This window comes from Pseudonocardia kongjuensis (assembly GCF_039526905.1).
Classification (GTDB): domain Bacteria; phylum Actinomycetota; class Actinomycetes; order Mycobacteriales; family Pseudonocardiaceae; genus Pseudonocardia; species Pseudonocardia kongjuensis.
In genome coordinates, this window is record NZ_BAAAJK010000013.1 from 1 (window position 1) to 8,727 (window position 8,727).

Consider the following 8,727-nt stretch of genomic DNA (forward strand, 5'->3'; position numbering starts at 1 on the left):
CGTCTCAGTCCCTACCTGTCCTGACAATTTCTGGATCGACTTACACAGAGATCTTGACAGGCCCAGGACCTCGACGACGCCACCGGCGGTGTGCCATGAGCACCCGCCCGACGACGGCCGAACTGGTCCACGCCGGGCTGCGCCGATGCGCGGCTGCCCGCCGTCAGGTCAGCGCCCGCCACGACCGCGGTGCCCTCACCGCCACCGAGTGGGCCGGCGCCCTTGCCGCGCTCCATGCCCGCGACGCCCGCTGGTGGGCTGTGCTCGCCCGCGCCACCGTCGCCGACCACTCGGTCCCCGTCGTCTACATCGCGGCCGTGTCCGACGCCGAGGCCGGCGCCCTGCACGCTGCGGCCGACTGGGCTCGTACCGCCCGCGAGTACACCCGCACCGCTGTGGCTCGGGTGGCGTGATGGGCACCGGCCACGGCTCGGCGACCGTCGACAGCCTCGCGGCGCGACGCCTGTCCCGCCTGGCCGGAACCACCCCCGCCACCGACCTCGTCACCGCTGCATCCCGGCGGGAGGACTTCGCGGGCTGGCTGCGCCATGTCACCCCCGCCGCCGGATGCGCCCACCCGATCCGGCTGTCCGGCACCGTGTTCCGCGTCGAACAGGCCACCGGCCGGATCACCTCAGAACGCCACACCTCGGAGATGCCCGACGGGCTGATCTACACCGCCTGCGGCAACCGCCGCGCGAGCGTCTGCCCCTCGTGCGCGGAGACCTACCGGGCTGACACCTTCCAGCTCGTCACCGCCGGCCTCGTCGGCGGCAAAGGCACCCCCGCGTCCGTGGCCGGGCACCCGTGCGTGTTCCTGACCGTCACCGCCCCCTCGTTCGGCCCGGTCCACTCCCACCGCACCGACCGGAAAGGCCGGCCTCTGCCCTGCCGGCCCCGCCGCGACGACACGAGCTGCGAGCACGACGTGTCGCACTCATGCTGGGAACGCCACGCCGCCGACGACCCGCCCGTGGGCCGGCCGCTGTGCCTGGACTGCTACGACCACCCCCACCAAGCCGTCTGGAACCTCCACGTCGGCGAGCTGTGGCGGCGCACGATGATCGCCGCCACCCGCAACCTCCGTCAGCTCGAGAAGCTCACCGACGCCAAGCTCCGGCTGTCCTACACCAAGGTCGCTGAGTTCCAGGCCCGTGGCGCCGTGCACCTGCACGCCCTGGTCCGGCTCGACGGCCGCGACCCCGACCCGAACCTGTCCCACCTGACCCTGCCGCCCCCACCCGGAATCTCGGCGGCGCAGGTGGCGCTGCTGCTCCGCGGAGCTGTCACCGAGACGTCGCTCCATACCGCGCCGCACCCCTACCGCCCCCACGGCTGGCACATCGCCTGGGGCGAGCAGGTCGAGCCCCGCCCCGTCCGGCTCGCCCCCCGCGACCTCGACGACCGCGCCGAGATCACCACGACCGCCGTCGCGGCCTACCTGGCCAAGTACGCCACCAAGGCCACCGAGACCGCCGGGCACCTCTCCACCCGGCTGCGACCGGACACGGTGCGCTCCTACACCGACCACACCACCCACGCCGGTCGTCAGATCGACGCCTGCTGGCGCCTCGGACAACGCCCCCGCGGCTACGACTCCGACGAGTGGTCGACGTCCTGGGGCCGGCTCTGGCGGTGGGCGCACATGCTCGGCTTCGCCGGCCACTTCTCCACCCGCTCCCGTCGCTACTCCACCACGTTGACCGCGCTGCGGCAGGCGCGCCGGGACTGGCAGCGCGACCACGCCAACCCCCGCCCCACCGCCGACGACGTCGAGCGTCTGGACGAGGGGGAGGACACCACCGAGGTCGTCATCTCCGCGCTGCACTTCGCCGGGATCGGCTGGCACACCACCGCCGACGCCCTGCTCGCCAACACCGCCGCGGCCCAGGCCCGCGCCAGGAGGCGCACCGCCCGCGAGGAACTGAGCACGACCACCGCATGACGACGAGGAAGGAGAGACCGGTGGAGCAGTTGACCTACAGCGTGGAGCAGGTCGCCGAGATGCTCGGCGTCGCCCGAGGGGTCGCGTACGAGCAGGTCCGGAACGGCGAGATCCCGGCGATCCGGGTCGGCCGCCGATGGCTGATCCCGCGGAACAGGTTCCACGCCTGGCTGGACGGCGAGACCAGGGCGACCGTTCGGGGCGTGGCCTGATGGGGTTCGTGCGCAAGACCGACGGTGGGCGCTACAAAGCGTTCTGGCGCGATCCCACCGGACGGCAGCGCTCCAAGACGTTTCGAACCAAGAAGGAGGCCGGCGCCTTCCTCGCTGAGACCGAGACCTCCAAGAGCCACGGGACCTACGTCTCCCCGCACGCGGGCCGGATGACGTTCGGCGATCACGCCGAGGCGTGGGCCGCGTCCTGGAACACCGAACAGACCACCGCGGCTCGGGACCGATCGGTGATGCGTACCCACGTCCTGCCCCAGTGGGCGGACTGGCAGCTCGCCAAGATCGACCACCTGTCCGTGCAGCAGTGGGTCACTGAGCTGGGACGCACCCGGTCCCGCGCGACCGTAGCCGAGGCGTACCGGCTCACCTCGGCGGTCCTGCGCTCCGCGGTGCGGAACCGGCTGATCGCCTTCAACCCGGCGACGGACGTCCGAATCCCCAAGCGGCGGCGGCAGGACACCGACGAGCGTGTGATCAGCCGGGAGGACCTGCGCGGCGTACTGCTGCCCGCCGTGCCCGAACGTCACCGCGCTCTCGTCGCGACCGCCGCCGGGGCCGGCCTCCGCTGGGGTGAGGTCGCCGGTCTGCGGGAGGACGTCGTGGACCTCGATGCCGGGACGGTGTCCATCGTGCGCACGGTGATCGAGGTCGCGGGCAAGCGGAGCTTCAAGCCGTTCCCGAAGTCGACGGCAGGCCGTCGCGTCGTCCCGCTCCCCCAGTGGGTCGTGACTGCGATCCGGGAGCACCTGCGCCGCTGGCCGCAGGAGTCGACATCGCCGATCTTCGCGAACGAGCTCGGCGGACCGCTGGGCCGGACGATCTTCCGCTCGCGGGTCTGGCGGCCGTCGCTCGTCCGGGCCGGCCTTCTGGGGTCGGTGGTCCAGGTCGGTCCGAAGCTGTTCCGGGCCCGCTGGCTCGACCGGGACGGCAACCAGCACACGGAGACCGCGCCGACGTACGTGCAGGCGGTCATGGAGGTCGCCCGCAGCAGCGCCGACGGGCTGCGCTTCCACGACCTGCGCCACTCGTACACCACCTGGCTCGTCGACGACGGCGTCCCGCCGAACATGGTGCAGCGGGTCCTGGGGCACGAGCGCTCGTCTACGACGCTGGACCTCTACACGCGGCGGACCGACAACTCCGCGCGCATCCTCCAAGCCCTCGACGACGAGGACCCGGACGACGGCAGCGGGGCCGTGGACTTCGGGCAGCGTGCCTGATGACCGCTGCTGCCTCCTCGCTGCCTGCCCGACCCGGGGGACGAGAAAACCCCCGGTCCCGAACCTCTTACGAGGCTGTGACCAGGGGTTTTGACTGTGGGCGATACTGGGATCGAACCAGTGACCTCTTCGGTGTGAACGAAGCGCTCTCCCCCTGAGCTAATCGCCCTCAGCGGTGTCCCGTACTTTACACAGCCCGCTCCCCCACCCACCGCGGGGGGTCGGTCCCGATCACCGCACCTCCGGCACGACCCCCGGTGCAGGCATCCCGCCCGGCGCCGGCCCGACCGGCGGCGGCCCCATCATCGGCTTGAGCGGCGACTCCAGCCAGGCCCACTCGATCCCGACCCATCCGCCGACGGTGTCGAACACCCCGAACAGCCACGCGCACACCGCGACGACGCCCAGGATCAGCGTCATCACCAGCAGCTGCACCGGCCGGGTCTGCCGGTGCATCCAGGCCACCCAGGCGTCGTAGCGCACCCGCACCCAGTGCAGCAGCCGCTTGGCCCAGCGGAACTCGGCGGCGAGCACGCCGAGACCGAGGAAGATGATCGCCCAGCCGGGGCCGGGCGCGGGGAGCGCGATGATCCCGAGGATCACGATGGCGGTGCCGAGCACGCCGGCGGTGATCCGGTAGCTCAGGTCGAGCACGGGCCGGCAGGCGACCTCGGCGCGGAAGGCCCGGTAGCGGACCTTGGTCCGCCGGAACCACTTGCGGATCCCGGTGTACCGGCGGCGGCTCTGCTGCCCCGCCGCCGGTGCACCGGCGTCGTTCTGCTCCGTCGTACTCAGGTCCCCACCTGCCCAGCCGCGACTACTGCCGTGGGCTCGGAAGGGGCCTCCCTTCCGTGCTCCAGCGAGACGGCGTACGTACCGAACGCCTCTCCGTCGACCGATGCTACTGACAACGGTCCGACGGTCCCCGACCGGACGTCGAACGTCCCGAGTGCCCGCGGGGTCCCGTCGGCCTCGAGCCCCCACAGCACATAGGTCTGTGCGTCGACCTGGTTGGGCTCGAGTCCCATCGGCACGATCTCGCGGCCGCCGTCGTGCACCAGCACCGCCGCGACGGCGGGCTCGCCCGCCTCCGGGGCCAGGAACGCGTGCGACGTGCCGGGCTGGGCGAGCGCGGTGAGCACGCCCTCCATCTGCCGGGCCTGCGCGATGCTCGCGTCCCGCTCGGCGCGCATGCTCTGGAACTCGGTGAGCACCACACCCCCGCCGACGACGACGGCGAGCGCGGCCAGGGCCGCGACCAGCACCCGTCCGGCGCGGCGCGGCTTCCGGCCGGCCCGTCCGGGACCGCTCCCGGCACCGCCGTCCGGCCGCCCGGGCCGCGTCGGCCCCGGTCCCGGCGCCGGGCCCTGGCGCGGCCCGCCGACCGGCTCCGGGCGCGGCGGCCCGGCCGGCACCGGCGGCGGCACGGCCGAGGGCGGCGGGAACCGGCCGGACGCCGGGTCGGCGGGCGGGCCGGGCTGCCTGCGTGCGTGCCGCGGGGCCTGCGGCGGCGGGCCGAGCCGGTCCCCCGGCACCGGACGCTCACCGGCGCCCCGGCCGACCTGCGGCGTCCGCCGGGCCTGCTCGACGATCGACTCGCGCAGCCGGGGCGGCGGCTCGTACTGCGGGAGCGCCGTGGCCAGGCCGGTCGTCACGTCGGCGACCTCGGCGGCCGTCCGGCGGCACTCCGCGCAGCCGGGCAGGTGCTCGACGACCTCGAACTCCTCGTCGGGCTCGAGAGCGTGCAGGGCCCATCCGACCGTCTGCTCGGCCATCGGACAGTGCCTCCTCTCGTTCCCGTTCACGACATTCCTCCGGAGAGATCGCCACCGGCGTCCGCGACCGCCGGTCCCAGCAGGTTCCGCAGCCGCGCCACCCCGGTGAACATCCGGGACTTGACGGTGCCCAGCGGCACCCCGGTCATCGCGGCCACCTCGCGTTGGGTGTAGCCGCCGTAGTACGCCAGCGCGAGCACCTGCCGCTGCTCGGCGGGCAGCGTGCCGAGCGCGTCCAGCACCTGGACGGCGACCACCGAGCCGATCGCGTCCTCGTCGGCGCCCGGGCCGGGCTGGGCGTTCCACTCGGCGCCGTCCTCGGTGGCGGGCACGCTCCGTCGCCGGATCGCACTCTCCCGGCGGACCGCGTCCACCGACTTGTGGTGCACGAGGGTGAGCAGCCAGGTGCCGAACCGTCCGCGGTTCGGGTCGAACCGGGACGGGTCCCGCCAGAAGGCCAGGAACACCTCCTGCACGACGTCCTCGGCGAGTCCCTCGTCCGCGCAGATCCGTCGCGCCAACGAGTACGACTGCCGCCCGAACCGGTCGTAGAGCTCACCCAGTGCGGTCGAGTCCCCGGCCACGATCCGTTCCACGAGCCGGGCGTCGCCGGCGTCGTCACGACGCGGTGGCTCACGGCGCGCGGCACCGTCACCGGGCCGCCCGTGTTCCGGACGCTCCGGCGGGTCGGCGATGCCTGCCACCAGCGTTGTCCTCACATTGCAGTCTTCGGGATCTGTGTCCGAACGGTTCGGACTCCGGCGAGAGTAGTCGCCGGCGGCCGTCCGCCTCACACGCCAGGACGGCAGAGTGCCCGTTCAGCCGCGTGTCCGCAGCGGGGAGTTACACCGTTGTGACTCGATCGGGCGTCATCCCGTGGTGATCCACGTTGATGCGTACCGGACCCGTCACCCCAGGGGCCGCTTGCTCGTTCTCCCGACTGACGCCCCACGCAACGCCCCACGAAAGAGGATGACCGATGCGCGACGAGTCCAAGACGATCCGGGCGACGGCCATGTTCGAGCTCATCGCTCCGGACGCGCCGGTCGTGCCCGTGAAGGTCGAACTGTCCTACACGAGCCGCGACCCCTACGCCGTCCAGGCCTCGTTCCGGACCGGACACGACACCACGGTCGACTGGGTCTTCGCCCGCGACCTGCTCGCCGACGGCCTGGTCGACTCGGCCGGCACCGGTGACGTCCGGGTCCAGCCGATGAGCGAGGACCCCACCCGGATCGAGCTCGAGCTCACCTCGCCGTCCGGGCACGCGCTGTTCACCACCTCGGCGCAGACCCTCTCGGAGTTCCTGCAGGCGACCTACGACGCCGTCCCGGCCGCCGCCGAGTACTCCTGGCTCGACTTCGACGCCGCGCTCGCGGACCTGCTCGACACGACCGCCCGGGACTGAGCCGACGCACCCCACCACCGGGCGGAGTCGATCTCCGCACGTGAGAGGACATCCGGTGGTGGAGAGGGGGGTGACCGCTCCCCCCTCGGGGCGGGTGCTAGTGTCCTCTCACCGCACCGTGGACCGGCTACCAGCCGGAGATGCGGTGCTCGTGCGGACGTAGCGCAGCTGGTAGCGCATCACCTTGCCAAGGTGAGGGTCGCGGGTTCGAGTCCCGTCGTCCGCTCGGAGGATCGGCCCCTGAGCCGGGACCTTCCAGCGGGATCGCACCGGTTCCGGCGGAGTGGCCGAGTGGCTTAGGCAAGGGCCTGCAAAGCCCTGTACGCGGGTTCGATTCCCGCCTCCGCCTCGCGCGATTAGCTCAGCGGGAGAGCACTACCTTGACACGGTAGGGGTCACTGGTTCAATCCCAGTATCGCGCACCATCCGAGGTCCCCGGGTCGCCACGACCCGGGGACCTCGTCGTTTCCCGGACCCCGTCGCGGCCGGTCGATCATGACCGACCCCCCTCGCACCCCGCCACGGACCGTGCGCTAGTGTTCTCCCAACGCACCGGGGAACGGTGCGATGCGGACGTAGCGCAGCTGGTAGCGCATCACCTTGCCAAGGTGAGGGTCGCGGGTTCGAGTCCCGTCGTCCGCTCGGCCGGTCTCGGAACGAGTCGGGAATCCGGCGGCGTGGCCGAGTGGCTTAGGCAAGGGCCTGCAAAGCCCTGTACGCGGGTTCGATTCCCGCCGCCGCCTCGCGCGATTAGCTCAGCGGGAGAGCACTACCTTGACACGGTAGGGGTCACTGGTTCAATCCCAGTATCGCGCACCACCAGCGAGAACCCCCTGATCGACGGCGTCGGTCAGGGGGTTCTCGGCGTTCCGGGGGCATGCTGCGCCGCCCGCTTGACACGACCCCGTCCGGCGGTGACTATGCGCTTAGTCAGCGGTCGTGACATGGCCCACCCCGGAACGAACGGAGGACACCAATGGAGGTGTCGTGCGCCTTCCCGACGAGCCTGGGCTCGCCGGACGACATCGCGCTCGCGGAGCAGCTGGGATACGACCGGGCCTGGGTCTACGACACCCCGCAGCAGAGCCCGGACGTGTGGATGACCCTCGCGCTCGCCGCCGAGCGGACCGAGCGGATCGGGCTCGGCCCGGGCGTGCTGGTCCCGAGCCTGCGGCACCCGATGGTGAACGCGGCGGGCACCGCCACCCTCGCCGCACTCGCCCCCGGCCGGGTCGCGGTCTCCTTCGGCACCGGGTTCACCGGCCGGCGCGCGATGGGCTACCGGGCGATCACCTGGGCCTTCATGGACTCCTACATCCGCGCCTACCGCGGCCTGCTCCGCGGCGAGGTCGTCGAGTGGGAGGGCGCCCGGATGCAGATGCTGCACCCGGACGGCCACTCCCCCGCCCGCCCGGTCGACGTCCCGGTGCTCGTCGGCGCGCTCGGCCCGAAGGGCGACGCGGTCGCCCGCGAGCTCGGCGACGGCCTGTACGCCACCCTGCAGGCCCCGGAGTTCATGAAGGACCACCCGTGGGCGGCGTTCCTGGTGTGGGGCACCGTGCTGGACGACGACGAGGGCGTCGACACCGACCGCGTCCGCGCGGCGGGCGGGCCCGGCTGGGCACTCGCCTACCACGGCGCCTACGAGTTCGGCGGCCCCGACGCCGTCCGCGCTCTGCCCGGCGGCGACGCCTGGATGGACACCGTCGAGCGCACCGCCGGCGGCGAGCGGCACCTGGCCGTGCACGCGGGCCACTGCGTCGAGCTCAACGACGCCGACCGGGCCGCCTGGGCCGCCGGCGGGCACGTGCTGCTGCGCGACGCCACCATCAGCGGCACCCGCGACGAGGTCCGGCGCAAGATCGAGGACCTCGGCGCGCAGGGTGTCACCGAGATCGTCTTCCAGCCCTGCGGGCCGGACACCCGCTCCGAGCTGGAGCGGTTCCTGGAGGCCGCACGCGCGGTCGCGACGGTCTGAGCCGGGTCTCAGCCCGGCTGCGGGCCGGGGACCGCGGAGACCATGCTCACGGCGAGATCGGCGTAGAACCGGCCGAGCTGCTCGGGCGAGTCCGGGCCGTCCGGCCGGTACCAGCGCACGAGATCGACCCCCAGCGAGAGCAGGGCCCGCACCACCCGGCCGGGGGGGGGG

Annotated in this window: 10 protein-coding genes and 7 tRNA genes; 12 read left to right on the forward strand and 5 right to left on the reverse strand. The window is 72.8% G+C overall.

Going from position 1 to position 8,727, the window contains the following annotated elements:
• Positions 1–95 precede the first annotated feature (95 nt).
• The 4 genes from ABD160_RS16480 to ABD160_RS16495 are packed head-to-tail and all read left to right on the forward strand — an operon-like array spanning position 96 to position 3,395.
• A complete protein-coding gene (locus tag ABD160_RS16480) occupies positions 96–413 on the forward strand; it encodes a hypothetical protein (protein WP_344023332.1) in 318 nt (105 codons plus the stop codon).
• On the forward strand, positions 413–1,945 hold the full coding sequence (locus ABD160_RS16485; RefSeq protein ID WP_344023334.1) for a replication initiator: 1,533 nt from the start codon (positions 413–415) through the stop codon (positions 1,943–1,945). Before ABD160_RS16480 ends, ABD160_RS16485 begins: the two co-directional genes overlap by 1 nt.
• A gap of 20 nt (positions 1,946–1,965) precedes the next feature.
• Complete coding sequence (locus ABD160_RS16490) at positions 1,966–2,157, forward strand: helix-turn-helix domain-containing protein (RefSeq protein WP_344023336.1); 192 nt, start codon at positions 1,966–1,968, stop codon at positions 2,155–2,157.
• Positions 2,157–3,395: a tyrosine-type recombinase/integrase gene (locus ABD160_RS16495; RefSeq protein WP_344023338.1), complete on the forward strand. Its 1,239-nt coding sequence runs from the start codon at positions 2,157–2,159 to the stop codon at positions 3,393–3,395. The genes ABD160_RS16490 and ABD160_RS16495 overlap by 1 nt, the downstream gene beginning before the upstream one ends.
• A 97-nt stretch (positions 3,396–3,492) precedes the next feature.
• Here ABD160_RS16495 and ABD160_RS16500 read toward each other — a convergent pair.
• The 4 genes from ABD160_RS16500 to ABD160_RS16515 all read right to left on the reverse strand — a co-directional run bounded on the left by ABD160_RS16500 (position 3,493) and on the right by ABD160_RS16515 (position 5,874).
• A tRNA-Val gene (locus ABD160_RS16500) sits at positions 3,493–3,564 on the reverse strand.
• Between the two features lie 62 nt (positions 3,565–3,626).
• Positions 3,627–4,049, reverse strand: coding sequence for a TIGR02611 family protein (locus ABD160_RS16505; protein WP_344023340.1), 423 nt, complete (start codon positions 4,047–4,049; stop codon positions 3,627–3,629).
• Between the two features lie 137 nt (positions 4,050–4,186).
• Positions 4,187–5,170: an anti-sigma factor gene (locus tag ABD160_RS16510; protein ID WP_344023342.1), complete on the reverse strand. Its 984-nt coding sequence runs from the start codon at positions 5,168–5,170 to the stop codon at positions 4,187–4,189.
• Between the two features lie 26 nt (positions 5,171–5,196).
• Positions 5,197–5,874, reverse strand: coding sequence for an RNA polymerase sigma factor (locus ABD160_RS16515; RefSeq protein WP_344023344.1), 678 nt, complete (start codon positions 5,872–5,874; stop codon positions 5,197–5,199).
• A gap of 275 nt (positions 5,875–6,149) precedes the next feature.
• Here ABD160_RS16515 and ABD160_RS16520 point away from each other — a divergent pair, with 275 nt between their 5' ends.
• From ABD160_RS16520 to ABD160_RS16555, 8 genes are all read left to right on the forward strand, one after another.
• Positions 6,150–6,578, forward strand: coding sequence for an SsgA family sporulation/cell division regulator (locus ABD160_RS16520; RefSeq protein WP_344023347.1), 429 nt, complete (start codon positions 6,150–6,152; stop codon positions 6,576–6,578).
• A 153-nt stretch (positions 6,579–6,731) separates the two neighbouring features.
• Positions 6,732–6,804 (forward strand) — tRNA-Gly (locus ABD160_RS16525).
• A 51-nt stretch (positions 6,805–6,855) separates the two neighbouring features.
• A tRNA-Cys gene (locus tag ABD160_RS16530) sits at positions 6,856–6,927 on the forward strand.
• A 1-nt stretch (position 6,928) separates the two neighbouring features.
• Positions 6,929–7,003, forward strand: a tRNA-Val gene (locus ABD160_RS16535).
• A gap of 144 nt (positions 7,004–7,147) precedes the next feature.
• Positions 7,148–7,220, forward strand: a tRNA-Gly gene (locus ABD160_RS16540).
• A 29-nt stretch (positions 7,221–7,249) separates the two neighbouring features.
• Positions 7,250–7,321 (forward strand) — tRNA-Cys (locus ABD160_RS16545).
• 1 nt (position 7,322) lies between these two features.
• Positions 7,323–7,397: transfer RNA gene (locus tag ABD160_RS16550), tRNA-Val, on the forward strand.
• 157 nt (positions 7,398–7,554) lie between these two features.
• Entirely contained in the window at positions 7,555–8,556 is a 1,002-nt protein-coding gene (locus tag ABD160_RS16555) for an LLM class flavin-dependent oxidoreductase (RefSeq protein ID WP_344023349.1), read from the forward strand.
• A gap of 8 nt (positions 8,557–8,564) precedes the next feature.
• Here ABD160_RS16555 and ABD160_RS16560 read toward each other — a convergent pair whose 3' ends face one another.
• Positions 8,565–8,711: a TetR-type transcription factor C-terminal domain-containing protein gene (locus tag ABD160_RS16560; protein ID WP_344023443.1), complete on the reverse strand. Its 147-nt coding sequence runs from the start codon at positions 8,709–8,711 to the stop codon at positions 8,565–8,567.
• Positions 8,712–8,727: the final 16 nt, after the last annotated feature.